Consider the following 26,437-nt stretch of genomic DNA (forward strand, 5'->3'; position numbering starts at 1 on the left):
GAGAGATCGGGGAGCTGGCAATGGCGGCACGCAGCGTGAAGGCGGAACAGCGCGCTCTCGTCGCAGACCTGCGCGCACACCAGCGCACGTGGGCCGAGATCGCGACCGTGCTATCTGAAAAGTTCGGCGTGAATCTCCGGGCAGCCATGCGGATGGTGCACGGATGGAGCCAGCAGGATGCCGCGGATCGGTGGAACGAACGCTGGCCAAACGACCCAAAGACGTTCAAGAACTTTTCGTATTGGGAGCAGTGGCCCGCGCCCACCGGTCACGCACCGTCACTGGATGTACTGGCGCGGCTCGCAGAGTTGTACGACTGCTCGCTGGCGGACCTGGTCGCCGACTGCGCCGACTACCGGCATCGAGATGGCGCATTCCTCGACGTTCAAGCCCTCCGAAACGTGCCGAAGAGCCTGGCCTCTGACACACCCGAAGGCGGGTTAGAAGACCTTCTGGCCCGACTAGACCAAATGGACATCGGCGAACTCGCCCGAACAACCACGGTGTGGGCGGCACGTTTGGGTACGCCGGACGCGCGCCGCTCGGTGCTGCTCAAACTGTCGGCAGGTCTGTCTCTCGCGGCCGCCTCTACGCAGATGGCTGACGAAGTAGCGGGCGGCTCACCCGGAAAAGCGTCCGTCGGCGAGCGTGGCTTCGAAGGGATCTGGCATTCGCGATACCGGTACCGCAGCTCCAGCCAAGCCGAAGAGCAGGTCGACGAGCACTACCTCGTGGCACGCCAACAGGGCAGGCGACTGGTCGCGCAGGGATTGCCACAGGCCTCGGGCTCGGAAGTCCGACTGGAGCTCGCCCTCGATCCGCCGGTGGCGACCGGGACCTGGCGCGAGACCACTGCCCCGGACGGGCACTATCGCGGCGCCACCTATCACGGCGCGCTGCAGATGGTGATCGATCCGAGCGGGCGTTCCATGCACGGGATGTGGCTCGGCTTTGGACGCCGATTCAACGTGAATGCCGGTGAATGGACCCTGACGTGGCAGGAACGTTCGATCAGCAAGAGCACCCAGCGGGAGTACTACGACCGAACCTAAGTCTGGAAGTTGGGACCGGTGACCACTGCAACGATCCGCGTTCCCGTGGGGAACTTCCGTCGAGCAGCAAGGTCGTAGATGCCGTACATCATCTTCGCCACGTACACCCAGTCCAGGCGCAGCCCGTGACGAAGCCAGAAGTCTTCGATGAACTCAGCCAGCTCCGGTTTCGTCTTGGCGTACCCGCCGAAGTGATAGCCGGTCTCGATCGCCCAGTTGTCGGTTACCTTGCCGGACTCAGCACGTTGGAGGGCGGCGACGTCGTCGGACAGGAAGTCCCCGCCCTTCAGCGAGGAGAAGCCGATCGCCTGCTGTCCGGGCGCTAGCCCTGCCGCGATACCGGCCAGGGTTCCACCGGTGCCGACACCACAGCAGATGACGTCGAATTCCTCGGTGATCTCACCTACGAGCTCGGCGCACCCACGTACAGCCAAGGCGTTGCTGCCGCCCTCTGGCACCAGATAGAAGTCCCCGAACTCCGCGCGCAGTTGATCGGTCACATCTGGCTCTGTCTTGCGCCGGTATGTCTGACGATCCAGATAGACCAGGTGCATGCCGCGATCCACGGCGAACTGGAGCGACGGGTTCAGCGGGTCATGTTCCTCGCCGCGGATCACACCGACCGTTTCGAACCCGAACAGCGCACCCGCCGCCGCGACCGCCCGGATGTGGTTGGAGTAGGCGCCGCCGAACGTCAGCAACCGCGGAGCACCAGCGGCCCGGGCAGCTTCGAGGTTGTACTTCAGCTTGCGCCACTTGTTGCCCGGCAAGTCCGGGTGGATCAGGTCGTCCCGCTTGAGCAACAGCCGCACGCCAGCCGCGTCGAGGCGCTCGTCGTCAAGCACCTGGACCGGTGACGGTAGCTGCAGTGCGGGCCCAGGCATGTCGGCAGTCTGGCACGCAGCCCACGATGACTCCACAATGCCCGCTGACGTCGGAGCCAATCTCCGCCAGACTTGCCGAATGGCGAACGAGGAACAGTCTGGCCAGGGCAGTCCGGAGCAGCTCGCCGTGGGCGGCGTCTGGCACAGCCACTACACCTACGAGAGCACAGGGCGCGGTCCGATCACGCAGCACCACTACGTGGTCGTCCGGCAGGACGGCGATCAACTCACCGTGGAGAGCCTTCCGGACTCCAATGACTCCCCCGTGTCCCTGTCACTGACCTTGCGCGGACCGATCGCAACGGGCACCTGGACCGAGCACACAGCCGTCGACGGCTACTACCGGGGAGCGGTCTACCACGGAGCGCTACAGCTCGTCGTTGATCAAACCGGCCGCAGCATGGCCGGCAAGTGGGTGGGCTTCGACAAGGAGCTCCATGTCGACTCCGGGCCCTGGGCGCTCGATCTGATGGACGTCGCAACGGACGATGCGACGCTGAAGCAGTACAGCAGGAGCCCGCAGGCGTCCGAAACCGATTGAATCGAAAGGTCACCGAATCGACGCCGGTCGGAGCCGCGCAAAAACACCGTGTGAGCTGCGGTTACGAAGCGGCCCGCACTCTCTCAGAGGGTGCGGTCCACTTTGTTCTGATCTTGCGTGAAAATTGCACGACACTCAGCGGTGGGCTCCGTGCTACCGCCCGGCACTCGTGCCATGTCGGCTCCACTTGGGATGCTTGCCCGACCGAGGTTGGCCCAGACATGTAGGAGACGACATGCTGCCTGAGAGCCCTATTCAGGGGCGTCGAGGGTCTTATGAGTGCTTCACGTCCTGACCTGCGTCGTTGCTGGTCAGGGGCAAGTTTCGGCAGGTAGCGCAACGGCCCTTGCGTTCGGTTGGATCCAGGTTGTCTACGCCAGGTTCCGAGCCGATCGAAGGGCCGATGCGCTACAAGAGTACTTGCGGGCTGACGCCTGCCCAGACGACCGAGCTGATCGCCCGCGCATGGCAGGTCCACCAGAACCGGCCACCGGATCAGAGGTACGACTTCGTGCTGCCGTTCGGCACAGCGGTGACGCTGGTGCTCCTCAAAGCGCGGCACAACCTCGCTCAGCAGCTGACCGGAGACCTGTTCGGCATCTCTCAGGCCACGGTCTCGCGGATCTGGCGGTACCTACTGCCGCTGCTCGGACAGGTCACCGCACTGGACCGCACCCGTCTGGCCGACGCACTGGCGCGCGGGACGGTGCTGGTCGACGGCACCCCGATCCCGACCGGCAACCGTGCCGGGACCGGGACGACGAACTTCAACGCCAAGCACAAGAAGCAGGCGCTGGGCGTTCAGGTCGCGGCCTTCCGAGACGGGACACTGGCCGACGTCTCCGTGCCCGTACGCGGCTCCCGGCACGACTCGCGGGCCCTGGACGAGGTCGGATGGGCCGGCCAAATCACCACCGCCCGGGCCGAGCGCGTGGTCGCGGTGCTGGCCGACACCGCCTACGTCAAGCACACCCGCCTGACCCCGCGCAAGAAGACCACCGGCATCCCACGCAGCACCGCTGACAAAGCATGGAACCGGCACATCGCCAGCCTCCGAGCACCGGTCGAACGCGCGATCGCCCTGCTCAAACAGTGGAAGATCCTCTCAGCCGGCTACCGCGGCCGACTGGCCGAACTACCAAGCATCATCCACATGATCACCAACCTGGAGTTCTACCGACTCACGCGCTGAATAGGGCTCTGAGTACGAACCGCTGTTGCATGGCATCGCCGTCGCCGGCTATAGGTCGTTCGCGGGGCGGCAGGAGATCCTGTTACCAACGAAGGTCACTGTACTTGCAGGCATCAACAACAGCGGCAAGTCCAACGTCCTGGGATTTCTCCAGCGTTTCCTCCCCGTGCTCAACCATCAAGACCGTTTGGGAAACCGCGCAAGTACACCGCGCCTACTGTCAGACCTCGACATCCCTCGGGGCTTCATGGCGCCTTCAGACTTCGAGGTCGGCGTGCCGATCCACCTCGGCGGGGCCAGTACCAGCACCACAGAGGAGATCGTAAGGCGGGCACTCGACCAGGGCAGTCTTGAGGGCTACAGCAGAGCAGTCATGGAGATCCTGTCTCCGGGCGAGCCGCTATTTTGGGCACGCTACTCCTTCGACAGCAGCAAGGGGATGTTTTCTCCATCGAGCAAGCAAGCCATGGAAGCGGTAGAGCGGTGGCCCGAGTGGAACGATACTGCCTCCGCGATGGTCGGAGGTTTTATTAGAAGCCGCGCCTCGGACCCTCCCGGCGTCATGGCCCAGCTCCTCGCCTCGATTCCGTTACCCATAATTCCTCCTGTGGCCACGATAGCCAGCTCTCGTCGCGTGGAGGCAGGTTTCGAGGGGATGGAACCCGAATGGAGCTCGGGCCGCGGCATCATCGATGCGCTGTTCAAACTTCAGACTCCCACGTACGGCGAGTGGGAGAGTTCGACACGAAGCTGGCAGGCAATCAACCGGTTCACGCAAACCGTACTCGGGGACCCCGATGCGCAACTCACTGTCCCCCATGACCGATCAACGATCCAGGTGTCGGCCAACGGTCGGGTCCTGCCGCTCAGCAGCCTGGGCAGCGGGGTAGAACAGGTGGTCATCCTCGCGGCTGCGGCCACCGTGGTCTCGAAGCACCTCGTCTGCGTCGAGGAGCCGGAGACCAACCTGCATCCACTCCTACAGAAGAAGTTGCTGCGTTACCTGACCGAAGACACCGATAACCAGTACGTGATCGCGACGCACTCCTCTCATTTCCTGGATGACTCGCGCGCTACGGCCTACAACGTCCAATTGACCGAGACGGGCACGACATTGACGCTCGCCCGACGCCCGCACGAGCTGGTCCAGATCTGCAACGACCTCGGGTACAGACCTTCCGACCTCCAGCAGGCCAACTGTGTCATCTGGGTAGAGGGACCATCGGACCGCACGTATGTCCGCCGCTGGCTCGAACTCGTCGAACCAGATCTCGCTGAAGGGATCGACTACAGCATCATGTTCTACGGCGGCAAGCTGCTGTCGCACCTCAGCACCAGCGAGGAAGCTCTGGAACAGTTCATTAGCCTTCGACGGCTCAACCGAGCTTCTACTATCCTGATCGACTCGGACAAGAACAGCCCAGACGCCAAACTTAACGCTACAAAGCGGCGCATCCAAGAGGAGTATCTCAAGGATGCGCCCGCACCGGGCGGCGCATGGATCACAGCGGGATACACGATTGAGAACTACATCCCTGGTGAGATATTGACCGAGGCAGTCAGCCAAGTTCACCCAAGGATCTCATTCGGCCCGGTGGACAAATGGACCAACCCATTTCCAAAACGGAGCGGCACCCAGTTTGACAAAATCGCGATCTCTCAGGCAGTCGCCGACATGCTCGAGCCATCACATCTTGACTCGCTCGGCCTTCGAGAAAAGGTCCAAACACTTTGCGACTTCATCAGAGCCGCGAATGGGCACTCGACTGCGAGTTTCTCAGTTTCGTGACCATGCACTTCTGCGCTACAGCCGTGGACCCTCGTCACTCCAGTCCACGGCTGTAGCGCTAGATCGGATCAGGCGTCTCGGTGTCCCGCCGCTCCTGCTGGACCAAACAGGGGCTCCATGTGCCAGCCCACGCCTACCTCGTTCACCGGGAAGAGGTCGTCCATCTTCGCCCTCGCCGTCTGGATCACCGGCCGCAGCTCGTGCTGGTAGACCTGTTCGGTGACGACGGTGCTGCTGTGCCCGACGGTCCGAGACACCTCTCCCAGCGGTACCTCTCCGGCCGACATCACCGACGTGTAGGTTGTGCCGCCAGTCGCGCGGCGTCGACTCAGCAGGAACGATCCCCGGCACCTTGGCGAGCGCTCGACGAACGTCTCGGGCGACTTTCCAGGAACTCATCATGGTTCCGTTGCGGGTGCCGAACACGAAGCCGTTCGGGTCCCACTCCCCCCGAGCTCGCACAGCCCGAGGTGCCTCCGTCAGCTCCTGCCGCCGCTGCCTGATGCCGAGACCATGCCGACCAGCACCATCACCCGAGAGGATGCCCGCGCCTGGCTCGACGCGCGAGCGGTCGCCCTCGGCGTCGGATCTGACCTCTTTGACAACAGCATGGCGACCGGCGACTACAGCGCAGTACGGACATCGGCGCGAGAGTTGCTTGCTGTTGTAGCCGATCCAGCCTAATCCGTACCGGCCGCTGAGATGGGGGGTTCGAGTGGAATACCAGACGACTTGGAGAGCCAGTATTCGCGCACTTCCATCGAGGGCTCGAATGCCGGAAGCTCCAGTGCCAGCCTGTACGTGGTAACGGTCGTCTCCCCCGTAACCTCGCGCATTGGCTCCGCGACAAAGGGGCTCTCAATCCCGGTGCTCCAGGTGACGCTCGCGCCCCAATCCGTCGACCCCTGGTAGGACACCATGGGCAAGGCGCATCGATCCTGCCCATTGTTCGATGTCGGCGCCCCCGCCTCGATCCACTCGTACAACATCGCCACGACGGCAAAGTTGATGCTCCTCACAGCACCCGGTTCGACCAGAACCCGCTCGACCCGCGACCGTTCCATGACCGCTATGGCGTTGTCCATCATCCCCGTCCGACCTGGCGTGTATTCGACCTTGAACTCCACCAGTCGATTGCTGCCGTTGCTCAGAGAGACCGACGACAGAAGCGCGACCCGCAGGTCATGTTCACCAGGACTGCGCAGTCGACGGTCCGGTGTGAGCAGATCCCACTGCTGTCCGCCGCCGATATAAGGCCAGATCGGGTCACTTGCGAACGCGACGCTAACTTCTGGGAGCGTGGCATCCATGTGGGTGCGGACAGTCTCTGTCACCAGCGTGCGGCTATGGCGCTCCTCATCCCGCGCTACCTGGAGAGCCGAGTTAGCAATCTCGAGCCCTTTGACCGCGGCGTTGGCAGCGTCCTTGGACGCATCCGCACTACGCCGCGTGTGCACCGACTGATAGATGACGGCCACGGCCGCTATAGCGGCCACACCCGTGGTCATCCACTCGCCGGCTGTCACGTCAAATCCCGAAAGCGCCTGCCCAGCCTGATATGCAATGTTCATGCTGGTAAGCATGTCCTCACCCGTCCGATCTTGTATGGGTCTTGCGGCGGTGTCTCGGGTGTTTTTCACCGCCGCGCCCGTGCCACGGGTGGCGGTGCGCAGGGGGGTTCGTGATGCTCGACAGCATGGTTCACATCAGGTACGGAAACTTCGTGTACACCATCCCGGACACCAAGGCGCTCGAGTTCCATATGGTCATCCGCAAGACGCTGGACGACGGCGATGTTGGCGAGCTAAGTCCAGGATGAACGGGGGGCGCCGGCAACGCTCTACGTCACCCGGGGCGTGCCCATCAGCGTCCATACCGGGCCAGCACCGTCCTGACTTGTCGAGGTCAGGTCAGCGCCGTTCGACGCCACCGTCTCGCCACCTGCGGTTGGCGTCCCATAGGCCCCGGCCACACGTAACGCCGTCAGGAGTCTGGGTCCGCTGCCTTCCATATCTCGTAGATGTCGGCCCGGAGCATCCCGCCCTTGATCCTGAGGCGGACACCATCGTTGACCTTCTGAACCAGCCCACGCAACTCCGTAGCGCGTTCTGCAGCCCATCCGTGGTGAAGAGCCCACGTGTAGAGCTCGTCACCATCGAACTGATGTCGGTGCCTCTTCAGGATGAGAAGTGCTTCGACCACCACCTCTTTCTCGTGACCGGTGGTCAGGGGGTTGTTCTGGTTGACGAGCGACACCATCGTCTCCATCGCAGCCTCAATGACAGGGGCGCTCAGCGCGGGTGCCGACAAGTCCATCTGCCCGCCAAGTACCTCAGCACCGACTGCTCTCGCCCACGAGACCACTTCCTTCGGTAGCCACGTCAATACACAGAGCGCCCGGACAAGATCGTTGTCGCTGATCTCGCCCAGGGCCTTCGTGTTCGGCCAGGCCGCCAGCACAGGGCCGCCAGACCAGTTGCCCCCGTGAATCGTCTTCCAAGTTTCCGTCACGACGTCCGGCCGGGTAGCGAATTGATTGACGACCGCGCGCCCCGAACGTTCCCTCCTGTCCGGCAAATAAAGCAGGATCTGGCCTCCGACCGCGTCTCGCTGGTTGAGGACCCACTGAGTGGCGAGCCGGTCAGCCTCCGCGGCGGTGAGCCCATCCGCTGTGAGCGCGGTCGGGTAGTTGCGCGAACGTTCGAACACGAGGAGCCTCCACGAATCATGCGAACCTGACGGCGGCACGCGTACTGCAAGTGTCAGACGTCTGCTCGATACGAGCAGTGGCCAGGGTGGCCAAACTCCCGACTTCACCCCTGCGCGGTTCCGTGACATGAAACGTGGCCATAGGAGCGACGCCACGGGCAGCCACTGGCGCGCTGTGGCCACTGGTCACCCCGGGCGCAGGGCGTGCTGTCGTGAACAGCAGGGCGTCGGGAACCGCTCCCCACGGACGCCTCCTCTGTGGCAGCCGTCCGGCCGGTGCGTGACAAACTGCATGACAACGCCTGCCGCAACGAGCGCTCATCAGTGGATGCCTGTGGACACGGCGAGGCTGGATTCGGCTCGCCATCCAACCGTCGAAACCGGCCGGAGGCTGCTGAAAATCGAAAGGTCGCCAAATCGCCAGCCGCAGCTCGTGGTGCAGTGGTGTTGGGTATCGGCGGGACCTGTTGCTCTGCTGGCGGCCCGCTGTCAGGGTCCCGATGAAGCCAACGGACGACGGAGGAACAGGGGTACAGCAGCTCCCGCAATCCTCTAGGTTCCCGGGTGCCCCCGGAGGATACTTAAGGAGCGTCAGGGTTCAAGTCCCCCTCCGGACACGCCTTGCCCCCTGCTTGGATGCTCAGGTCTCGAGGGCGTACCCGACCAGGACGGCGGCGGCGACCTCGACCGCGCCCGGCGCGAGGTCGTCGGTCGAGATCCCACCGCCACCGCCTGGGCCACGGGGTATCTCGCCCACGTCGGGGTTCAGGTCCTGGATATGAACCACGCTACCGAGCCTCACCCCGGCCGCGTCGGCGTACGCCTCAGCCTTGCGCCGGGCTGCCGCGACCGCCTCCCGGCGGGCCTGGTCACGCATCGTCGGCTTGTCGAGCACGTCGAAGGTGACGCTGTCGACGTGCTCGGCGCCAGCCGCCACGATCGCGGTGACGAGCCGCTGGACGGCCTCGATCTCCCCGGTCTGGATGGCGTACTCGACCCGGCACCGGAACCCGAGAAGCTTCCGGGACTCGCCGTACCCGTCGTACGCCGACCTGATGGAGAGCCGCGATGAGGAGACGGCGCTGTCCGGGATGCCGTGCGCCCGGATCACCTCACGGACGCGGGTGACGGCCGTGCTCGCGTCGGCGAACGCCACCTCGGCTTCCGCCTCGACCACGTCGACCGCGACGGCGATCTGCGCGATCTCGGGCTCGGCACGGACCACACCGGTCCCGTGGACACTGAGACCCCAGGGCTGATCGATCTTCTGATACATCCGCACATTCAACCGCAGGTCACTCCTCGGCTCGTCACCGCTGCCAGAACACGCTGGACGCTCGGCGACGCATCCGCCACACCTCGAAGCGCTTCGACGTTGTGACATCGATTTCCACCACCGCTGCGGTTAAGACTATAGACAGCGGCGCTCAAACTGGGACTTGCGCGCGCTAGGACCGACGTCATACCTTGTTGAAGCGCTTCGAGGAATCGGTGTCTTCGAAGCAGATGCTGGGCCGGTACTACGTGGCGAGCGATCGCCGCTCATCAAAGCGATCGCCGCTGATCACTCAGACCGCTCGACGGGGAGCCAACCGCCCTCATCGAGCCACCCATGCGCGAAGAAGGGCATATCCGTGAAGAGACCCCCGTTGAAGAAGCTCGTCGCTCTGGCGGCCGGGCTGGCACTGACGGCCAGCCTCGCCGCCCCTGCCGGTGCGCAGACGGCGCCCGCGCGGAGCCAGTCCGACGCGCCGACGTCGGCCGCGGAGATCGTCGCCGCCATGCAGCCGGGCTGGAACCTCGGCAACTCTCTTGACGCCCAGTGCTGCGGCGACGGCGGCGAGACCGCGTGGGGCAACCCCCGCGTCGACGACACGTTCTTCGACGACATCAAGGCCGAGGGCTTCAACTCGGTCCGCATCCCGGTCAGCTGGGGCAAGTACACCGGCCCGGCGCCCGACTACACCATCGAGCCCGAGACCATGGAACGCGTGCAGGAGATCGTCGACTTCGCCCTCGACGCCGACCTCATCGTCATGATCAACACGCACCACGACTCATGGCAGTGGATCGAGCACCTGGCCCAGCCGGCGAAGCACGACGAGGTCCTGGCCCAGTTCGACGCGACCTGGGTCCAGATCGCGGACACCTTCAAGGACTACCCGCAGGAGCTGGTGTTCGAGCCCCTCAACGAGGTCGGCTTCAAGGACACTTCCGGCGTCGACGAGGACCACCGTCTCATGGCCGAGCTGAACAGCTCGTTCCACGAGATCGTGCGCTCCTCAGGCGGCAACAACGGCGACCGCCTCTTGGTCCTGGAGACGATCTACACCAGGTCCGACCAGGTCCACCTGGACGCACTCGCCGCCGAGATCGAGGCTCTCGACGACCCGATGCTGGCCGCCAGCACGCACAACTACGGCTACTGGCCCTTCAGCGTCAACGTCGCCGGGACGACCACCTACAGCACGGAGGCGCGGGAGCTGCTCGAGCAGGACTTCAAGACTCAGGTCGACACCTTCGTCTCCCAGGGCATCCCCGTCGTCATCGGTGAGTACGGCCTGCTCGACAACTACGACAAGAAGGTCGAGCGCGGCGAGTACCTGAAGTTCTTCGAGCACTTCGGCTACCTCGCCCGCACCACGGGCATCACCACCATGTGGTGGGACAACGGCACGCACTTCGACCGCTTCATGCGCGAGTGGCGCGACCAGGAGCAGTTCGACTACATCTCCACGTCGTGGACCACGCGCTCCGGCACCGCGTCCTCCGACCTCGTGTTCGTCGATGCCACGAGCAAGATCAAGGACAAGTCGGTCACCCTGAACCTCAACGGCCTCAAGTTCGAGAAGCTCCGCTTCGGGAACAGCACGCTGCGGGCAGGTAAGGACTACACGGTCAAGGGCACCAGGCTGACGCTCAAGAAGGAGCTGCTGAAGCGCGTCCTGGGCGACCGCGATCTCGGGGCCACCGGGCAGCTGCAGGTGCACTTCTCGGACGGCATGCCGTGGAACCTCAACGTGATCAGCTTTGCGGCCTCGGCTGTCGAGGACGCCGCCGGCACCAACGAGTCGCTGGTGATCCCGGCGACGTTCAACGGCAACCAGCTGGCCACGATGGAGTCGGTGTACGACGACGGCACCGGGGCCGGGTTCCACGACTGGACCACGTTCCCCGAGTTCTGGGACGACTTCAGGCCCGACTACGAGGACGGGACCATCACGCTGACCAAGCGATACCTGGACAGCCTCAAGGACGGCGAGCCCGTGTCCCTGACGTTCCACCTCCGGAGCGGCCAGACCCTGCAGTACACGGTCACCCGTAGCGGCAGCGCCGTCACCGGCACCGCCTGACCTGCGTAGACCTCGGGGGCGGCACGAACGTGTGCCGCCTCCGAGGCCCGGCCCGTCGAGAGCGACCCCGACACACTGCACCCCATCGTCGGCGTGTCGCGTGCGGTGGGTAGGGGTGGACGGTTCTGCTACGAGTCGCCGGCCGGCCGCTCGCCGTCGCCGGGAGCGTCGTCCTCGGCCGCCGGGGTGGCCCGCACCATCGCGAACACCGGGAAGAACGCCACGCCGAGCGCGAGGCCGACCGCGAGGTTGTCCAGCGCCAGGCCGAGCGCCAGCCCGATGCTCAGGCCGACCGCGACGCCGGCCCCCCAGTTCCGGCCGGCGGGCGAGGCGGTCTCGTTGCCGCTCTGGTCATCCGGTCCGGTGTTTGCCATGACCCCAACGTAGGCAGGTGGTGGTCCGCGCGTCCTCCCCCCGGAGACTGATATTCCACTGCCCGGCCTACTCCGTCGGGATGTCACCCCGCAGGCGCTCGGCCAGCCCGCTCGCGCGGCGCGCCCGCCGCTGGACGGCGGCCCGCACCGCCTCCGGCGTCCCGACCACCCGGACTCGTCGCCGCGCCCGCGTCACCGCCGTGTAGAACAGCTCGCGCGTGAGCAGCGGCGACGTCTCGTCCGGCAGCAGCACCGTCACCTCCTCTGCCTGGCTGCCCTGGCTCTTGTGCACGGTCATGGCGTGCAGCGTCTCGACGTCGCCCAGGCGGGAGACCGCGAACGACGCGCCACCGCTGATGTGGGCGCGCAGATGCTCGCCGTCGGCCACCACCACCCCGGTGTCGCCGTTGAACAGGCCGAGGCTGTAGTCGTTCGTGGTGATCAGCACGGGCCGCCCCGCGTACCACTCCGTGCCGACGGCGGCGCCCAGGTAGGCGCCGGAGGCCTCGCCGAGCCGGCGCTCGACCAACCGGTTCCAGTGCGCCACACCCCACGGGCCCTCCCGGTGGGCACACAGCAAGCGGTGCCGTTCGGCCGTCGCGAGCGCCCCGGCGGCGTCGCCCGCCAGCGCCAGGCCGCGGACGTCGAGGGCGTGCCGCGTCAGCTCGTCCTGGAGGGCGGTGAGCCCGGCCGCGTCGTCGGGGTGGACGAGCTCCACGGCCTCGTCGCCCGCCATCAGCTCCGCCAGCACCGCGTCCGGGTCGCCGTCCTGGATCGCGGCGGCCAGCCGGGTGATCGCCGTGCTCTCGGAGCGGTGGTCGGTGACCAGGGCCGACACGACGCCGTCGCCCCGCTCGCCCAGCCCGGCGACGAGGTCGGCGAGCACCGCGCCAGCCTCGACGGACGCGAGCTGGTCGGGGTCGCCCACGAGCACGAGCCTTGCGTCGGGGCGCACCGCCTCCAGCAGCCGGGCCATGAGCGTGAGCGAGACCATGGACGTCTCGTCGACCACCACGACGTCGTGCGGCAGGCGGCCCACGCGGTCGTGCCGGAACCGGGTGCTCGACCCGGGCCGCGAGCCGAGCAGCCGGTGCAGCGTGCCCGCCTGGAGCCCGGCGAGCCGACGACGGTCGTCGTCGGTGAACTCCGGCCGCCTGGCCTCCGGGGGCGCGCCGAGCGACTCGGCCACTGCCTCCTGCATCCGTGCGGCAGCCTTGCCGGTGGGCGCGGCGAGCGCGATGCGCAGGCGGCGTCCGCCCGCGTGCTCGGCCTGCTCCGCCAGCAGAGCGAGGAGGCCGGCCACGGTCGTCGTCTTGCCGCGGCCGGGGCCGCCGGTGAGCACGGTCGTCAGGCGCCGCGCGGTCGACAGCGCCGCGACGCGCTGCTCGGCGTACGCGTCGCCAGGGAAGAGCCGGGCGGCGCTGCCCTCCAGCAGGGCGTCGTCGACCGCTGGGGCGGGGGCGGCCAGCCGGGCGACGACGTCGTCGCGCACCTGCCGCTCCTCGCGCCAGTACCGGTCGAGGTAGAGCAGGCCGAGGTCGGCCCGCACCACCGACCGCTCGGCGAGCGGGCTGGCGGCGACCCGGTCGAGCCAGCCGTCGGCGGCGGGCCAGGGCAGCGGTTCCTCTTCGATCCCGGCCGCTTCGGCCCCGGCCGCGCCCGGCTTCCCGCCGTCGTCGAACGCCCCCAGGTCGACGCACACCGAACCCTGTCGCACCGCGCGGACCGCGAGCGCCACGGCGAGGCGCACGGTCTCGTCGTCCTCGCCGACGACGTCGGCCGTGCGGCGTGCGACGTGCACGTCGGCGGCGGTGAGCACGCCGGCGTGGTTGAAGGTGCGCAGCAGCCCCGTCGCGCCCAGCGCGCGGCGGGCGTCGTGGGGGTCGTCGCTGGTCCAGCGTTCGATCGCGGGCGTCATGCGGCCTGCTCCCCTACGGCTCCGGCGAGCAGGTCGGAGAGCGCGACCAGGAGCGCCGTCGGCGGCTGCCACGAGAACACGCCCGCGGGGCTGCCGTTCGCAGCGGAGCCGCCGCCCGAGTCGGGGGTGTCCGGACCGGCCATGCCGCGCACGAAGAGGTAGAGCGCCCCGCCCAGGTGGGTGTCGGGGTCGTAACCGGGCAGCCGCCAGCGCAGGTAGCGGTGCAGCACCGCGCCGTACAGCAGGGCCTGCAACGGGTAGTGCGAGTGCAGCATGGCCTCGGCCATCCGGTCCCGTGAGTAGTCGGCGACGGCGGGACCGAGGAAGTTCGTCTTGTAGTCGACGACGACGAACCGCCCGGACGGCAGCCGCAGCACGACGTCGATGGAGCCGGTGAGGTAGCCGCGCAGCGTCTGGTCCCCGAGCGCGGGGTGTTCGAGCCGGTCGGCGTAGGCGGCGAGCGGGTCGTCGGCGGGCAGGTGGGTGCGCAGCAGCGGGGCGAGGTCGCCCAGCCTGGCCTCGCCGCGGCCCGGCCCGCGCAGGTCACCGCCCAGGTCGCCACCGTTCAGCGGCAGCTCGAACGTCAGCTCGCGGAGCCGGTCCGGCAGGCCGATCTCGCCCAGCGTCAGGCCGCCGGCCAACGGGCCGAGCGGCGTGCGGTGCAGCGGCAGGAGCCCGTCGGCGATCGCCGCGGGATCGGCCTGCACGGGCCACCAGCGCAGCTGTTCGGTAACGTGCTCCAGCAGCTCGGCACGTAGGTCGGGTACGAACGGGTCGGCGTGCTCCAGCACCGCGTGCACCAGGGACCCGAAGGCGGCGCCCAGGGGCAGGTCGGCCATCGGCGACGTCCCGGCGATCGGCGCGCCCGGCGTCTCGACGTCCGGCTCCACCGCGTCCGGCTCGTCGTCCTTCCCCGCGGCCTCGGGCTCGCTGCCCACATGGGGTGCGTCGTCGCCGGCCGCGATGAGGCCGCTGTAGGAGGTACGCCGCCACTCGGTGTCGACGGCGCGGTCGAAGGCGCGCGCCTCGAACGGCGTGTGCCCGTCCGCCGGTTCGGGAGCGGACGCCTCGGCGGGTTCCGCGACCTCGGCCGCGGGGCCGCCCAGCTCCTCCAGCAGCCCCAGGACGCGCGTGGCGTAGTCGTCGTCCTTGATCGGCTGCGTGCCCGGCACCTCACGCGTACCGGGGACGCGGCCGAACAGGAGGCGGTGCAGGCCGCTGGTCGGGGTGCTCGACGTCGGCGCCCACCACGCCACGACCTGCGACTGCGCGCGGGTCAGGGCGACGTAGAGCTTGCGCAGCTCCTCGCCGTCCTCCTCCGCGCGGTGCGCGGCGCAGTGGGCGTCCCAGTGCGCGCCGGAGCCGGAGACGTCGATCGTCCGTGCGCCGCGGTCGTCGTGGTAGAGCGCGATCTCGACCGGGCGCGAGTAGTTGTCGTAGCCGAACGGCAGGTAGACCACCGGGTACTGGAGCCCCTTGCTGCCGTGCACGGTGACGATCTGCACGGCAGCGGCGTCGGAGTCGAGGCGGCGCGGCCGCTCGGCCGTACCCGTCCGGCGCCGCTCGTCGCGGAACCAGGCGAGCAGGGCAGTCAGGCCGAGCGACTCGGTGACGCTCACCTCGTGCAGGAGCTGCCCCAGGTGGCGGACGTCGGTCAGCAGCCGCTCGCCCTCGGCCTGAGCCAGCACCCGGCCGCTGAGCCCGCGCTCCTCGGCGGCCTCCAGCAGGGCGGCGACTCCCCGGTGGCGGAGCAGGATCGCCCAGCCGCGCAGGGTGTCGGCGTCGCGGGCGGTCAGGGCCTCGCCGCCTTCGTCGAGGTCGGTCGCCGTGCGGCCGAGGAACGGTGTCAGGGCCGCCGCGCGCACCAGGCCCGAGCGGTGCGGGGACTCCAGCGCCTCCAGCAGGGTCAACCACTCGTCGGCGGCGGGCGTCTCGAACACGTCGCCGCCGGGCATCACGGCCGCGACGCCGCGCTCGGCGAGCGCGTCCTGGACGAGGCGGCCGTGCACCCGCGCGGAGACGAGGACGGCGACGTCGCCGGGCACCAGCGGGCGTCCGTCCCAGGTCGCGCCCGAGGCGAGCAGCCCTGCGACGTCGGCGGCGAGGTCCTTCGCGACGTGCTGCCGGGCGGCGCCTACCTGGATCGCGCTGCTCCGGACCTTGGGCAGACCCTCGCGCAGCACCTGCCGCAGCCGGAACGGCGCCGGGTGCGGCGCTCCTGACAGCCGGCTGTCCCCGCCCTCGGCCGTCACGGGGTGCACCACGATCTCCGCGTGGCCGAGCGCCGCGTTGCCCAGCAGCACTCCCAGGGTCTCGACGAGCGGCGCGTCCGAGCGCCAGTTGCTGCCGAGTGTCGCCCGGGTGGCGGCGCCCCGGGCGGCGTCGAGGTAGGCGACGACGTCGCCACCGCGGAAGGCGTAGATCGCCTGCTTGGGGTCGCCGACCAGGACCATCGCGCCGGTGTCCGCACCGCCGAAGGCCCGCTCCAGCACCTGCCACTGCACCGGGTCGGTGTCCTGGAACTCGTCGACCAGCACCACCTTCCAGCGTTCGCGCATCCGCGCGCCGACGGCGGCGCCGTCGTCGGCAGACGCCGGGTCGAGGGCGTCGGCGAGCCGCCCGAGCAGGTCGTCGTACGACAGGATGCCGAGGCGGCGCTTGCGCCGCTCCATCTCGGCGCGCACCTCGCGGGCGAAGGACACACGCGCCGAACCGACGGAGTCGGCCGGGTCGGCGTCGGCGAGCGCCGCGCGCGGGTCCTCGACAGCGGCGGTGGCGACCTTGAGGGCGCAGGCCCGGTCGAAGGGCGGCGGCTCGGGGGCGTTGCCGTAGCGCTGGAGGTAGAGGTCGTCGACCACCTCGACGGTGAGCTCGGTCAGGGACTCGACCAGCTCGGCGCCGGGTTCGGTGTCCCCGGCGACGCCGAGGGAGCGCAGCACGAGCTGGCAGAACTGGTGGATGGTCGCGATGGTGGCGTGGTCGAACGAGGCCAGCGCGTCGGCCAGGCGCCGGTGCCGGGCGGCCCGTTCGGCGTCGTCGACGTCGAGCAGCGCCGCCAGGACTTCGTCGACCGGTCCGGTGTCGCCGCCCGCGAGGGCGGCCGCGAACGCACGCTCGGCGCGCAGCAGGGCGCCACGCACCCGGTCGCGCAGCTCCTGGGTCGCGGCGCGACCGAAGGTCACCACCAGCATCTGGTCGAGGGGTACGACACCCTCGGCGACGTAGCGGGTCACGAGCGCGCCGATCGCGAAGGTCTTGCCGGTGCCCGCGCTGGCCTCCAGCAGGGCCGTGCCGCGCGGCAGCGGCCCGGCAAGATCGAAGACACCGTCGAAGACGTCCATCAGTCGCTGAACCTCTCGTTCTCCAGCAGCGGGCTCCAGACGCGCATGGCCAGCGCCCCGAAGCGGGTGGTCTCCCCCGGGTGCTCCTCGCCGGGTCGCGGCTCCACGCCGGTCCCGGGCAGCGGCGCCCTAGGACCGTGGATGCGCACGTGCTCGGGTTGCGCGCACTCCCCGTCGAGGCGTCCGCCGGGCCCGAGCTGCCCGGTCCACGTCTGCCCCGCCCGGAACTGCGCGTCGGCGGGATCGGCACGGCTCCGGCGTTCGTCGGCGTAGACCGCCGACGCCCTGACCGGCAGCGGCAGCGGTTCGGTGAGCCCGCGGTCGCGCAGCGCGACGAGGTCGCGCAGCAGGTCGACCGCCGTATGGTCCAGCGGTCCCAGCCGGGACCCCTGCCAGGTCTTACGTGACCGCGGGTTGGTCGGCCGGCCGAACGAGTACCCGACCCAGGGGCGGTCGTCGTCCGACGCAGCGAGCGCGAGCAGCCGGATCCATGTCCCCAGGCGCTGCCTGCCGCCGAGCCGGGCGTACGACACCGCCACGAGCCGGTCGCCGTGCACGCCGGGCACCGAGCCGCGCAGGCTGCGTCCGCCGCCCAGGTCGACGTCGATGTCCACGACCCGGGCGGAGCTCGCCCGCACGCCTGCGGCGGCTTCGGCGAGGGGGCCGATCTCCGCGGCGATGCCGACCAGGGGGCGCCAGCCGAGGCGTCCGGGCGGCAGCTTCCCGCGGCGCCACTCCTTCTGCACGGCGTCCGGGAGCGCGACGCCGGACAGCGCGTCCCGCAGCACCCGCTCCCCCACCGCCCAGCGGCCGAGCCCGTCGAGCTCGACGGGCAGCCCGTCGTCGAGCGGCTCCTCGTCCCAGGACCGGCCGACGTCGAGGCGCTGGACGAGGAACCCGCGGGCGGGCGAGCGGTAGAAGGCGAGCAGGTCGTCGAGGGGGACGACGCCGTCGTCCGCCCCCGCTCCGGCCGTCGCGACCGGTGCCAGTGGCTCGGCCAGGAACGGGCCCGCCGGAGTGCGGGACCCGGCGGCGGCGCGGGCCCCGGCGAGGGCCGCGCGGTCGAACGTGAAGGCGGAGCCGGGCACGAGCGCCCCTGCCTCGACGTTGCGCCGGTCGAAGGGCTGCAGCGGGTGCCGGACGGTCACCGCCCGGGACACCGGACGCCCGTCGGGCGTGCGTGCCGTCTCGTCGAGCGCGTCGAGCAGCTCGCCCAGCGGCACCGCGGGCGGCCGCTCCTGGCCCGAGTACTCGTCGGCGCCGCTGTAGGTCACCACCAGGGTCTCGGTGGCGGCGAGGATCGCGTCGAGGAACAGCTGCCGGTCCTCGCTGCGGGGGTCGCGTTCGCCCGTCCTCGGCTCGCGGGCCAGCACGTCGTCGCCGTCGGTGATGCCGACGCGCGGGAAGACGCCGTCGTCGAGCCCCAGCAGGGCGATGACGCGATGCGGCACCGACCGCATGGGCACGAGCGTGGCCACGGTGAGCGTGCCGGTGCGGAAGTTCGACCGGGTCGGGCGGCCGGCCACGCGGTCGGCGAGCAGCGCGCGCACGTCCGGCAGCCGCAGGGACACCGCGAGGTCCGTCGCGTCGTCCCGCACGCGGGCGAGCTCGCGCCGTACCTGCGCGAGCTGCCACGCGTCGGAGGTCGGCACGGTGGTGAGCGCCGCGACGCCCTCCTCGAGCGCGGTCAGCCAGTGGTCGAGCGGATGCCCGCCGACGAGCGCGTCGGTGATGTCCCGCAGCCGCTCCACGAGCTCGGTCAGGCGGCCGACGAGCTCGACCTGCCCGCTGCCGACGTCGTCCAGGGGCAGGGTGCGCTCCAACCAGGTGCCCGTGTCGTCGGACATCGCGACACCGGCGAGCAGCCGGTCCACTCCCTCCTGCCAGGTGCCGGACGCGTAGTCCGCCAGGCCGAAGTCGGCGCGGTGCGCGGCGTCGAACCCCCACCGCACGCCGGTCTCGCGCGCCCACCCCGCGAGCTGTTCCAGGTCGTCGTCACGGAACCCGAAGCGTCGGCGCACGGGCTCGGCGTGGGCGAGGTCCACGACGGCGCCCACGCCCGCCCGGCCGCCGGCCAGGTCCAGGAGCCGCATCACCACCGCGAGCAGCGGGTTCGTCCGGTCCAGCGCCCGGTCGGCGAGCCGCACCCGCAGGCCGTGCGCGGGGTGGCCCTGCGGGCCCACGACGTCGGCCAGCCCGAAGGCGGCGGTGACCAGCGGCGCGTACGTCTCGATGTCGGGGCACATGACGAGCACGTCGCGCGGTTCGAGCGTCGGGTCGTCGGCGAGCAGGCCGAGCAGCACGTCGCGCAGCACCTCGACCTGCCGCGCCGGGCCGTGGCAGGCGTGCACCTGGACCGAGCGGTCGGCGGGGTCGAGCAGGCGGGTGCCGACGTCGCCGACGGCATCGGCGCGCAGGTCGCGCTGCAGCATCCCGAGGAGGGTCGACGGCGGTTCTGCGTCGTCGTCGGCGCCCGGCTCGCCGGGGACGGGCTCGTCCCGCAGGTCGATCGCGGACAGGGTGCGCTGCAGCTCGCGCGTGTCGCGGCCGAGCGTGGCCAGGAGCCGGTGCCCGACGCGCTCGTGGGAGCGGTCCGCAGCCCGGTCGACGGGCCCGCCGAGATCCTTGAGCGCCGACCACAGCGGCGCCGAGGGATGCGGCAGCCACAGGTGCACGTCGCGGTGTGCCCCGAGCGCGCCCACCAGCTCTACCTCGCTCGCGGCCAGGCGGGTGTGCCCGAACAGGGACAGCCGCTCCGGCAGGTCGAATCCCCCGGGCTCGGCCCGCAGCCGCTCGACGACGGCGGCGTGCCGCACGTGCGGCGGGTCTCCGTCGACCCGCTCGGCCAGGGCCCGCCACAGCCGCGGCTGCCACGCGAGGTCGGCGGGGACCGCGCGTCCGCACCCGTCGGTGTCGCGGCCCGCCGCCCAATCGGCGACCAGCGCCGGGCGCTGGGCGGCGTAGCCCGCCATCAGCCGCGCGAGGCGGCGGGCGACGGAGAGCCGGCGACCGCGCCGCAGGTCCCCCTCCTCCCCCGGTATCCCGTGCCCGAGATGCTGGGCGAGCAGCGCGGCCCACGGTTCGTCGAGGCTCGCGTCGATCGCCGCCAGCAGCGGCCAGGTCAGCGCTTCGGGCGCCCACGGGTCGTCGTCGCGGGTGCCCGTGACCTCGGCGAACAGTGAGTGCGGCGAGCGCAGATCGACGCCGGCGCACACGCCGTCGTCCCGACCGCCCGCAGCGCCGAGGCGATGGCTGAGCCGCTGCGCGAGCCAGCGTTCGACGCCGCGGGCGGGTACCACGACGACCTCGGTCGCGAACGGGTCTTCCAGGGGCGTGGAGAGCAGGTCCCCCAGGCCCCGCGCGAGCAGGTCCGTGCGCGGAGCACGATGAAGGACGACTGCCATGGCGCCAACGTATCGCGCACCAGCGCTGACGGGTCGGCCACCGAAGGTGTGTCCCTCGGGGTGCGTCTACGTTCTGGGTGGCTGCACCCACGGGCAGAACACCCGAACGCCCAGGGGCGTGAAGTGGCGGAGGTTACGGGTGACCACGGTCATCCCGTGTGCCTCGGCGACGGCCGCGATCTGGGCGTCGTCGTAAGGGGCGTGCTCCGGGACGGGGTAGCGGGCAAGGATCCGTGCGGCGGGCAGGTCGAACGGGAGGACGCGGCCGGCGAAGCCGGGCAGGACGCGCTCCGCGAGCCATCGCCGCAGGATCGCCCCCTGGGCGGGGTCTGTCTGCTCCTTGCGGACGACGCCGCGCTCGATCTCCGCGACGGTCAACGCCGTTATGTACTGGTCGACCAGCGGGACGGTGCGCGCCCAGTCTGCGACCAGAGGTTCGCGGTCGGGCCGGCGCAGGGCGGAGATGACGTTGGTGTCCAGGACGTACATCAGAGCTCGGCGGTGCGGGCGGTCAGACCCAGACGCTCGGGCTCGAAGTCGATGTCGTCACTCTCCGGCATGGCGAGGTAGTCGACGATGCTCGTCGGTTCAGCGATGAGCGCTTCCTCCACGATCGCGCGAGCCTCGGCCTCCATCGACCGGTGGTGCCGGGCGGCACGCTCGCTCAGGACCGCCTTGGTTCCAGCGGGGAGATTGCGAATAAGGATCTGTTCCAAGATGACCACCTCCAGACGATATCGACTCAATGATATCGCGCCGGTCAAGGCTCACCGATCAGACCTCCGGGCCGGCCTAGCCGGCTGGTGCGCCGGGCGTTCCCTACCACGGACCCCATACCCCATAGGTCAGGTCGCTGCCGAGTCTCAGGCCTCCGCGTCGGTGGCGCCGTCCGGCACCTGGCGGATCAGATCACCCGGTTGGCAGTCGAGGACGGTACACAGGGCGTCGAGCGTGGTGAACCGGACAGCCTTGGCACGGCCGTTCTTCAGGACGGCGAGGTTGGCGGGCGTGATCCCTATCCGCTCGGCGAGCTCCCCCACCGACATCTTGCGGCGCGCGAGCATGACGTCGATCTCGATGATGATCGGCATCAGACCACTTCATCGAGCTCGGCTCGCAGGGTGGTCGCTTCGCCCTTCAGGCCGACGGCTTTCGCGAGGAGGGAGCGCAGGACACCGACGAGGAGTGCGATACCCGCAGCGAGCACCGCGCTTCCGAGCAGCAGGAGGGCGATGCCCGGCTGCAGGCCGGTCTGCGTGGTCTGCCAGGTCAGCCAGAGCAGGAGGCCGAGCGCCAGCACGCCGGCACCTCCGGCGGCACCGATGATCACGTCGACCCAGCGGAAGCCCTCCGGCGAGAAGACGGTGTCGCGGCGCACCAGGGTGAGCAGCCGCCACACGCAGACGAGGACCAGCTGAGCAGCCACCAGAGCAAGGCTCGCGGTCACCAGGGTCGGCGAACGAAGGTGCGCCGCCTCCGGGTACTGGACCGCGAGGGACCTCGAGATGTCGGGGAGCACCCACAGCTGGGCCATGAGGAGACCCAGGAACATGAAGACGAGGACCGCTCTCAGCAGGCCTGTCGCAAGAACGTTCACGACCACCACCCCTATCGATTGCCAGCGGAAAACTATCGTATAACGATAGATTCCTGTCGCGCTAGGGTGTGGGCCGTTCAGCCGAGATTCGCTGAGGAGCGCTCACCGAGGGCCTCGAGCACCGTCGCCACGACTGCCTCCGGCGCGTCCTCCGGGACGAGGTGCCCGGCGTACGCCACGGTGTGGAAGGCAGCGCCCGGGATGCGCCGCGCCAGCTCCCGCCCGCGGTCCAGCGGCACCCACCCGTCCTGCTCGCCCCACAGGATCGTGACGGGGCAGCGCATCTCGTCGTAGCGGTCCTGGATCTCGTCGGTGTACTCGTCCCGCATCTGGGCGATCTGACGGTAGAACGCCGCCTGACCGACCTCACCCGTCCACGGCGCGGTGTAGCGGAGCATCTCCTCCTCCGACAGCGAGCGGTGCACGGCCCCGGCGACGTAGGCGCGCAGGAGCGCGTCGTGGATGTAGGCCGGCAGCTCGACGAAGGCCTGCTCGTGCCGACGGGCGGTCTGCACGAACGGCGACCCGTGGGGGCTGAGCGCCACGGGATCGATCAGGGTGAGCGTCCGGTAGTCGCGCCCGTCCAGCAGGTGGGTGCGCAGCGCGGTCGCGCCGCCGAAGTCGTGTGCGACGACGTCGGGGCGCTCCAGCTCCCAGTGCGTCAGCAGACTGTCGAAGAGCCGGTTCTGCACACCGAGCGAGACGTCCTGGCCGTCCTCCTTGTGCGAGCGTCCGTAGCCGAGGAGGTCGTAGTAGTACACCCGACGCCGTCGCGCGAGGAGCGGGGCGATGCGCCGCCACACGACGGAGGAGAACGGGGTGCCGTGCAGCAGCACCAGCGGTTCGCCCGTGCCGATCGCGTGCCAGCGCACGGGCTGTCCCTCGTACTCGAATACCTCCGGCAGCTCCCAGGAGTCGTCACCGAGCCGGTCCATGTGCATTGATCCTTTCGCGTGGGCGTCGATTTCACCCTGACACAGCCCCTGGGCTCATTCAACGAAGAATCATCCGGCCAGGTCGGCGTCCTCGAGCTGCCGGACGGCCATCGCCGTCTCGACGCCGTCGTCGTGCAGCACCTGGCGCATCCGGGAGAAGTCGACGTAGGCGGCGTCGAGGGGATACGTCGTCAGGCGGGACATCGCGGTGGCGAACTTGGCCATCGAGCTCTTGCCCGGAAGGAAGATCGCCAGCTCCTCGCGGGCCTCGAAGGTGTGCACCACCACGTCGTCAGGCAGGGCTGCCAGCGCCACCGCGGTGGCCTCGACGGGCACGGTCACCAGCCAGGGCGGCCCGTCGGCACCCTGCCGCTGCTCCTCGGTCCCGCGCGTCCAGCCACGCCAGGGCGTTCCGGAGACGACGCCGCCGCCCGACTCGACGGTCGCGACCAGATCGTCGAGGGCGGCGGCGAGCGTGGCCTCGGCCGCCGCCCAGTCGTACCGGTCGGGCCCGGCCTCGACCGTCACCAGCCGCGACACCACGGTGGCCTCAGGGACCTGCCGCAGGCGCGCCTCCGGCCGCGAGCCGACGAGCTCTCGCGCGTCGCTGATCGCCTCGTCCTGGAGCTGCCGCTGGGCCGCCACCTCGGCGGCGTGCTCCCGCAGCAGCGCGGGTGCCTCGCCCGGCTCGTCGAGGGCCCGCCGCACGAGCTTGACGCTCATCCCCGTGCCGCGCAGGATCGTGACCAGCATCGCCTGTTCGACCTGGTCGAACGTGTACGAGCGGTAGCCGGTCTGCGGGTCGACGTCGGCCGGGACCAGCAGTCCCTCGGAGTGGTAGTAGCGCAGGGTCTGGGGCGACAGGTAGCACATCTCGCTGAAGTCGCTGATGGTGAGCATGACTCCAGGATCGAGGTTGCAGCAGCCACAAGGTCAAGCGGGGGGCTCGAACCCGCTCACGGAACCAGCTCAGGGGACGTTGAACGTCACCGTCCGCACCGGGTTGTCGAACTCCGTCGTGCGCAGGGACACCTGCACCTCCCACTCGCCCCCGGTCGGCAGCACCACCTCGCCGGCGTAGACGCCCGGCCCGAGCGAGGCGACCTGCACCTCTCCGAGGTCCACCTCGCCGGACTTCAGGCTGAGCCGCGGCGCCTCGTAGCCCTCGGCGGGCTCCCCGAGCGCGTCGGTCATCGTGATGGTGAGGGTGGCCGGCCCGACGGCCGGCGGGTCCAGGGCGATCCGCGCCGAGATCTGGCCCAGCACCACCGGTTCCCCGGCGCTCGCGGCGGACTCCTCGGCGGACGTGACAGCCGTGGCGCTCTCCGGGCTCCGGTCCACCAGGAAGCCGGTGACCAGCAGGACCACGACCAGCACCCCTGCCTCCGCGAGCGCCGTCCTGACCAGCGGGGTGGAACGCGTCCGGACGCGCGGCATCAAGGCGAACCTGTTCCACGCGGCGATGCCGACGGCGACCAGCGCGGCGAGGACCTTCACGAGGAGCAGGGCACCGTAACCGGAGTCGAGGAGCGCGTCCCAGGACCCGGCGATCCGCCAGGCCAGGACCGTCCCGGCGACCACGAGCACCGCGAGCAGCCCGGCGGCCCAGGCCGAGAACCTGCCGAGCACGACGGCGCCGGAGTCGCCGCGCGCGAGGTCCCCGAGCACGAGGGCGATCGCCACGAGGCCGCCGAGCCACAGGGTTCCCGCGGCCAGGTGCAGCACGTCCACGCCGATCACCAGGGCCTCTGGCGTGGCGGCACGCGTGTGCCCGGTGAACGCGGGCGCGGTGACCGCGAGGGCGCTGCCGGCCAGCACGAGGCCCGCCCGGGTCCTGCCGGGGGCGGCGGACGCCGGGAGCGCCCCGGCAGCCAGCGCGAGCCCCGCCACGACAACCGCGGGGACGACGTACTCGGCGGGCGCGAGCGCCGACCAGGTGGAGCCCTCGGTGATCGCCGAGGCCGGCACGCCCAGCTGGTACAGCGCGACCAGCGGCACGGCCAGCCCCCAGCCGAGCGCGGCGACGCCGGCCGCGACGCGGGCGACCGGACGAAGCCGGGAGCGCGAGCGGTCGGCTCCGCCGTCGCGCGGCAGGAACAGGACCGTGAAGGCCGCCACCCCGGCGGCCACGAGGAGGCCCACGTAGCCCAGGCCGCGGACCAGGCCGAGCGCGAAGGGCGCGTCGGTGACCGCGTCGGCGTCGGCCGACGGCACGTCCACGACGTCGCTGGGGGCACCGACGGAGAAGCTCAGGGAGCCGCCGATCGGGTGCCCGTCCTCCGACACGAGGCGCCAGACGACCACCAGCGTGCCGTCGCCGACCTTCTCGTCGAGGTCCACGAAGAGCTCCGACCCGTGCACCGAGGCGGTGGAGGCGACCTCCTCCCCGGTCGCGTCGAACACCTTGATCCCCGTCGGGACGCCGATCACGGACTCGTTGAAGCCGAACGTGATCCGCTCGGGCGCGGTCTCCAGCACCGCGCCGTGCGCCGGGTCGGTGCGCACCAGGGTCGCGTGGGCGGAGGCGCTGACCGCCGGGCCGAGCAGCAGCGCGCAGACGACGGCGAGCAGGAGCAGCCAGCCGCCGGTGCGCCGCCCCACGCCCGGGGACGTCATGGGCGTCGCCGACGGCGCAGCAGGACCGCCCCGCCCGCCAGGACGCCCGCGGCCAGGACGCCGGCCGCACCGTAGGTGATCACGGGACTCCGCACCTCGGCGTCGGCGCTCTCGGTCCCCGGTTCGCCGGGCGTCACGACGAGGACGGGCGCCGGTCTCTCGAGCCCGTCGTGGCCCTCCCCGTGCTCGGCGACCTCGGTCCAGGCCGCCTCGCCCTGCTCGCACTGCTGGATGACCGGGAAGACGAGCGTCGCGCCCTCGTCGTCGGGCAGGCGCACGGAGAACTCGACCTCTGCGTGCTCGGTGTCCGGGAGCGGCTCGTCGGTCGTCCAGGTCAGGGCGTCCGCTGCCTGCTCGACCGTCCAGCGGTCGGTACCGGAGGCGGTCACGTCCGAGACGCCGTCGGGCATCCGGATGGAGATCGCCGTCGTCGCCGACCCGACGCACCCGTGCGGGATCTCGACCCGGAGCTCGGCCGTCGCGCCCGCCGCGGTGGTGGACGGGGTGATGGTCACGTGCGCCATCGCCGACGTCGCCCCGAGGGCCACAAGGCCGACGGCGGCGAGCCCGGACAGGGTCACGCGGCGAACGACCGTCGTGCGATTCATGGTGACTCCCGAGAGGTGGAGGGGCCCCCACACCAAACCAGCGGGTCGAACCACTGTCAAGAGTGTGAACTGAGGGCCAGAAATCATGGACTGCACTGCATGGTGCGCGTACCTTGGTTCATGT

At 69.9% G+C, this 26,437-nt stretch carries 23 protein-coding genes; 6 read left to right on the forward strand and 17 right to left on the reverse strand.

What is annotated here, in order from left to right; genetic code table 11:
* Nucleotides 1–20 precede the first annotated feature (20 nt).
* Nucleotides 21–1,052 carry a helix-turn-helix domain-containing protein gene (locus tag ACQEVI_RS02090; protein WP_432894154.1) on the forward strand — a complete coding sequence of 344 codons (1,032 nt, stop codon included), beginning with the start codon at nt 21–23 and terminating at the stop codon, nt 1,050–1,052.
* Here the strand turns inward: ACQEVI_RS02090 and ACQEVI_RS02095 are convergent.
* A complete protein-coding gene (locus ACQEVI_RS02095; RefSeq protein ID WP_432894156.1) occupies nt 1,049–1,897 on the reverse strand; it encodes a 1-aminocyclopropane-1-carboxylate deaminase/D-cysteine desulfhydrase in 849 nt (282 codons plus the stop codon). The genes ACQEVI_RS02090 and ACQEVI_RS02095 overlap by 4 nt on opposite strands.
* 118 nt (nt 1,898–2,015) lie before the next feature.
* On the opposite strand from ACQEVI_RS02095, the gene ACQEVI_RS02100 reads away from it, so the two are divergent.
* The 3 genes from ACQEVI_RS02100 to ACQEVI_RS02110 all read left to right on the forward strand — a co-directional run bounded on the left by ACQEVI_RS02100 (nt 2,016) and on the right by ACQEVI_RS02110 (nt 5,458).
* A complete protein-coding gene (locus ACQEVI_RS02100) occupies nt 2,016–2,477 on the forward strand; it encodes a hypothetical protein (RefSeq protein WP_432894158.1) in 462 nt (153 codons plus the stop codon).
* 367 nt (nt 2,478–2,844) lie between these two features.
* Entirely contained in the window at nt 2,845–3,669 is an 825-nt protein-coding gene (locus tag ACQEVI_RS02105; protein WP_432894014.1) for a transposase family protein, read from the forward strand.
* A 25-nt stretch (nt 3,670–3,694) separates the two neighbouring features.
* Nucleotides 3,695–5,458: an AAA family ATPase gene (locus ACQEVI_RS02110; RefSeq protein WP_432894160.1), complete on the forward strand. Its 1,764-nt coding sequence runs from the start codon at nt 3,695–3,697 to the stop codon at nt 5,456–5,458.
* Between the two features lie 68 nt (nt 5,459–5,526).
* Here ACQEVI_RS02110 and ACQEVI_RS02115 read toward each other — a convergent pair whose 3' ends face one another.
* A complete protein-coding gene (locus ACQEVI_RS02115; protein ID WP_432894162.1) occupies nt 5,527–5,715 on the reverse strand; it encodes a hypothetical protein in 189 nt (62 codons plus the stop codon).
* A 423-nt stretch (nt 5,716–6,138) separates the two neighbouring features.
* A complete protein-coding gene (locus ACQEVI_RS02120) occupies nt 6,139–7,041 on the reverse strand; it encodes a hypothetical protein (protein WP_432894164.1) in 903 nt (300 codons plus the stop codon).
* Between the two features lie 98 nt (nt 7,042–7,139).
* On the opposite strand from ACQEVI_RS02120, the gene ACQEVI_RS02125 reads away from it, so the two are divergent.
* Nucleotides 7,140–7,277 (forward strand): hypothetical protein, encoded by a 138-nt coding sequence (locus tag ACQEVI_RS02125; RefSeq protein WP_432894166.1) that lies wholly within the window; start codon nt 7,140–7,142, stop codon nt 7,275–7,277.
* Nucleotides 7,278–7,441: 164 nt separating this feature from the next.
* Here ACQEVI_RS02125 and ACQEVI_RS02130 read toward each other — a convergent pair whose 3' ends face one another.
* Nucleotides 7,442–8,167: a hypothetical protein gene (locus ACQEVI_RS02130; RefSeq protein WP_432894168.1), complete on the reverse strand. Its 726-nt coding sequence runs from the start codon at nt 8,165–8,167 to the stop codon at nt 7,442–7,444.
* Between the two features lie 640 nt (nt 8,168–8,807).
* Nucleotides 8,808–9,443 carry an SIMPL domain-containing protein gene (locus ACQEVI_RS02135; RefSeq protein WP_432894170.1) on the reverse strand — a complete coding sequence of 212 codons (636 nt, stop codon included), beginning with the start codon at nt 9,441–9,443 and terminating at the stop codon, nt 8,808–8,810.
* A gap of 358 nt (nt 9,444–9,801) precedes the next feature.
* Here ACQEVI_RS02135 and ACQEVI_RS02140 point away from each other — a divergent pair, with 358 nt between their 5' ends.
* On the forward strand, nt 9,802–11,520 hold the full coding sequence (locus ACQEVI_RS02140) for a cellulase family glycosylhydrolase (protein WP_432894172.1): 1,719 nt from the start codon (nt 9,802–9,804) through the stop codon (nt 11,518–11,520).
* Nucleotides 11,521–11,648: 128 nt separating this feature from the next.
* Here ACQEVI_RS02140 and ACQEVI_RS02145 read toward each other — a convergent pair whose 3' ends face one another.
* The 12 genes from ACQEVI_RS02145 to ACQEVI_RS02200 all read right to left on the reverse strand — a co-directional run bounded on the left by ACQEVI_RS02145 (nt 11,649) and on the right by ACQEVI_RS02200 (nt 26,313).
* Nucleotides 11,649–11,894, reverse strand: a complete 246-nt coding sequence (locus ACQEVI_RS02145; RefSeq protein ID WP_432894174.1) for a hypothetical protein — start codon at nt 11,892–11,894, stop codon at nt 11,649–11,651.
* 67 nt (nt 11,895–11,961) lie between these two features.
* Nucleotides 11,962–13,812 (reverse strand): exodeoxyribonuclease V subunit alpha, encoded by a 1,851-nt coding sequence (gene recD / locus ACQEVI_RS02150; RefSeq protein WP_432894176.1) that lies wholly within the window; start codon nt 13,810–13,812, stop codon nt 11,962–11,964.
* A complete protein-coding gene (locus ACQEVI_RS02155) occupies nt 13,809–17,153 on the reverse strand; it encodes a UvrD-helicase domain-containing protein (RefSeq protein ID WP_432894178.1) in 3,345 nt (1,114 codons plus the stop codon). Before ACQEVI_RS02155 ends, recD begins: the two co-directional genes overlap by 4 nt.
* Nucleotides 17,153–20,557, reverse strand: a complete 3,405-nt coding sequence (gene recC / locus ACQEVI_RS02160; protein WP_432894180.1) for an exodeoxyribonuclease V subunit gamma — start codon at nt 20,555–20,557, stop codon at nt 17,153–17,155. Before recC ends, ACQEVI_RS02155 begins: the two co-directional genes overlap by 1 nt.
* A 66-nt stretch (nt 20,558–20,623) precedes the next feature.
* Nucleotides 20,624–21,046: a type II toxin-antitoxin system VapC family toxin gene (locus ACQEVI_RS02165; protein ID WP_432894182.1), complete on the reverse strand. Its 423-nt coding sequence runs from the start codon at nt 21,044–21,046 to the stop codon at nt 20,624–20,626.
* Nucleotides 21,046–21,282: a FitA-like ribbon-helix-helix domain-containing protein gene (locus ACQEVI_RS02170; RefSeq protein ID WP_432894183.1), complete on the reverse strand. Its 237-nt coding sequence runs from the start codon at nt 21,280–21,282 to the stop codon at nt 21,046–21,048. The genes ACQEVI_RS02165 and ACQEVI_RS02170 overlap by 1 nt, the downstream gene beginning before the upstream one ends.
* 138 nt (nt 21,283–21,420) lie before the next feature.
* The gene (locus ACQEVI_RS02175; protein WP_432894185.1) at nt 21,421–21,648 is read right to left on the reverse strand and encodes a helix-turn-helix domain-containing protein; all 228 of its coding nucleotides are present in this window, start codon (nt 21,646–21,648) and stop codon (nt 21,421–21,423) included.
* Nucleotides 21,648–22,154 carry a DUF2975 domain-containing protein gene (locus ACQEVI_RS02180; protein WP_432894187.1) on the reverse strand — a complete coding sequence of 169 codons (507 nt, stop codon included), beginning with the start codon at nt 22,152–22,154 and terminating at the stop codon, nt 21,648–21,650. Before ACQEVI_RS02180 ends, ACQEVI_RS02175 begins: the two co-directional genes overlap by 1 nt.
* A gap of 77 nt (nt 22,155–22,231) precedes the next feature.
* Nucleotides 22,232–23,089, reverse strand: a complete 858-nt coding sequence (locus tag ACQEVI_RS02185; protein WP_432894189.1) for an alpha/beta fold hydrolase — start codon at nt 23,087–23,089, stop codon at nt 22,232–22,234.
* Between the two features lie 69 nt (nt 23,090–23,158).
* Nucleotides 23,159–23,989 carry a MerR family transcriptional regulator gene (locus tag ACQEVI_RS02190; protein WP_432894191.1) on the reverse strand — a complete coding sequence of 277 codons (831 nt, stop codon included), beginning with the start codon at nt 23,987–23,989 and terminating at the stop codon, nt 23,159–23,161.
* Between the two features lie 69 nt (nt 23,990–24,058).
* On the reverse strand, nt 24,059–25,705 hold the full coding sequence (locus ACQEVI_RS02195) for a copper resistance protein CopC (protein ID WP_432894193.1): 1,647 nt from the start codon (nt 25,703–25,705) through the stop codon (nt 24,059–24,061).
* Complete coding sequence (locus tag ACQEVI_RS02200; RefSeq protein ID WP_432894195.1) at nt 25,702–26,313, reverse strand: YcnI family copper-binding membrane protein; 612 nt, start codon at nt 26,311–26,313, stop codon at nt 25,702–25,704. The genes ACQEVI_RS02195 and ACQEVI_RS02200 overlap by 4 nt, the downstream gene beginning before the upstream one ends.
* Nucleotides 26,314–26,437: the final 124 nt, after the last annotated feature.

It is taken from the genome of Promicromonospora sp. CA-289599 (assembly GCF_050936155.1).
GTDB lineage: Bacteria > Actinomycetota > Actinomycetes > Actinomycetales > Cellulomonadaceae > Promicromonospora.

What these genes read in the sequence shown, in the direction of transcription:
- ACQEVI_RS02090 (WP_432894154.1), top strand. Translation starts at nt 21, where the DNA reads ATGGCGGCACGCAGCGTGAAGGCGGAACAGCGCGCTCTCGTCGCAGAC.
- ACQEVI_RS02100 (WP_432894158.1), top strand. Translation starts at nt 2,016, where the DNA reads ATGGCGAACGAGGAACAGTCTGGCCAGGGCAGTCCGGAGCAGCTCGCC.
- ACQEVI_RS02120 (WP_432894164.1), bottom strand. Translation starts at nt 7,041, where the DNA reads ATGCTTACCAGCATGAACATTGCATATCAGGCTGGGCAGGCGCTTTCG.
- ACQEVI_RS02135 (WP_432894170.1), bottom strand. Translation starts at nt 9,443, where the DNA reads ATGTATCAGAAGATCGATCAGCCCTGGGGTCTCAGTGTCCACGGGACC.
- ACQEVI_RS02145 (WP_432894174.1), bottom strand. Translation starts at nt 11,894, where the DNA reads ATGGCAAACACCGGACCGGATGACCAGAGCGGCAACGAGACCGCCTCG.
- recD (WP_432894176.1), bottom strand. Translation starts at nt 13,812, where the DNA reads ATGACGCCCGCGATCGAACGCTGGACCAGCGACGACCCCCACGACGCC.
- ACQEVI_RS02155 (WP_432894178.1), bottom strand. Translation starts at nt 17,153, where the DNA reads ATGGACGTCTTCGACGGTGTCTTCGATCTTGCCGGGCCGCTGCCGCGC.
- recC (WP_432894180.1), bottom strand. Translation starts at nt 20,557, where the DNA reads ATGGCAGTCGTCCTTCATCGTGCTCCGCGCACGGACCTGCTCGCGCGG.
- ACQEVI_RS02165 (WP_432894182.1), bottom strand. Translation starts at nt 21,046, where the DNA reads ATGTACGTCCTGGACACCAACGTCATCTCCGCCCTGCGCCGGCCCGAC.
- ACQEVI_RS02175 (WP_432894185.1), bottom strand. Translation starts at nt 21,648, where the DNA reads ATGCCGATCATCATCGAGATCGACGTCATGCTCGCGCGCCGCAAGATG.
- ACQEVI_RS02185 (WP_432894189.1), bottom strand. Translation starts at nt 23,089, where the DNA reads ATGGACCGGCTCGGTGACGACTCCTGGGAGCTGCCGGAGGTATTCGAG.
- ACQEVI_RS02190 (WP_432894191.1), bottom strand. Translation starts at nt 23,989, where the DNA reads ATGCTCACCATCAGCGACTTCAGCGAGATGTGCTACCTGTCGCCCCAG.
- ACQEVI_RS02195 (WP_432894193.1), bottom strand. Translation starts at nt 25,705, where the DNA reads ATGACGTCCCCGGGCGTGGGGCGGCGCACCGGCGGCTGGCTGCTCCTG.
- ACQEVI_RS02200 (WP_432894195.1), bottom strand. Translation starts at nt 26,313, where the DNA reads ATGAATCGCACGACGGTCGTTCGCCGCGTGACCCTGTCCGGGCTCGCC.